This window comes from Streptomyces phytophilus (genome assembly GCF_013870535.1).
In the GTDB taxonomy this organism is placed as follows: domain Bacteria; phylum Actinomycetota; class Actinomycetes; order Streptomycetales; family Streptomycetaceae; genus Streptomyces; species Streptomyces phytophilus.
On sequence record NZ_JACBXC010001700.1, the window covers coordinates 1 to 1054 of the forward strand.

Annotated in this window: 2 protein-coding genes; both read left to right on the plus strand. The window is 75.9% G+C overall.

Going from position 1 to position 1054, the window contains the following annotated elements:
* The coding region (locus H5J30_RS35335) for a molybdopterin-dependent oxidoreductase (RefSeq protein WP_181791877.1) at nt 1-506 on the plus strand (506 nt) is incomplete at its 5' end.
* Nucleotides 507-583: 77 nt separating this feature from the next.
* A partial coding sequence (locus H5J30_RS35340) for a hypothetical protein (RefSeq protein ID WP_374101072.1) occupies nt 584-1054 on the plus strand: 471 nt, incomplete at its 3' end.

Below are 1054 nucleotides of genomic sequence, written 5' to 3' on the forward strand. Positions count from 1 at the left end.
CGCACGGCGGCGCCGACCCGGGGGGAGGGCCGAACGGCTTCCAGATCAACAAGACCGCCGCCGCCCTCGGCATCGATCCGGCCGACATCGGCGAGCGCTGGCGCCTGGTCGTACGGGCCGGGAGCGGCCCCCGCACGGTGCTCACCAGGGCGGAGCTGCTGGCGCTGCCGCAGCACACGGCGGCGCTGCCGATCGCGTGCGTCGAGGGGTGGTCGACGGACGACCAGCTGTGGCGCGGGGTGCGGCTCGTCGACCTGGCGGCGCTGGTGGGCGCGGGGGAGGGGGACGGGGTGTTCGCGGAGTCGGTGCAGCGGAGTGGGGCGTTCCGCGCGGCGTCGCTGCGGGCCAACCAGGTACGCGATCCGCGGTCGTTGCTGGCCCTCCACGTCAACGGCGCGGCGCTGTCCCGGGACCACGGGTACCCGGCGCGGATCATCGTCCCGGCGAACCCCGGGGTGCACAACACGAAGTGGGTCACCAGGCTGACGTTCGGAGAGCTGCCGTGAGCCCGGAGAGCCCGCGGCGCGAGGCGGGCGAAGCAGGCGGGCCGGGCGGGCCGAGCGGGCCGAGCGGAGTGGGCGGAGTGGGCGGGGCGGGTACGGAACGGGCCGTCCCCCGGTCCGTACGCCGCCTGCTCGCGCCCGGTCCCCTCCCCACCCTCGCCCTCCTCCTCGCCTCCTTCGCGCTCACCGGCTACGCCGGTGTCCGCCTCTTCGACAAGGACCCGCTCGGCGTCGCCCTGTGGCTGGCGGGTGCGGCGGTGCTGCACGACCTGGCGCTGGTGCCGCTGTACTCGCTCGCCGACCGGGGCGTCCAGCGCGTACTGGGCCCGCGGCTGGTGAACTACGTGCGCTTCCCCGCCGTCGTCTCCGGGCTGCTGCTGCTCGTCTACTTCCCGCTCATCACCCGCCAGGTGGGCCGCTACGAGCGCGTCACCGCCCTGCCCGCCGACGCCTACCTCCACCGCTGGCTGCTGCTCACCGCCGCGCTGTTCGCGGCGTCCGCTCTGGTGCTCGCAGTGCGGCGAACCGCCGCCCGCCCGCGGTCCAGCGGT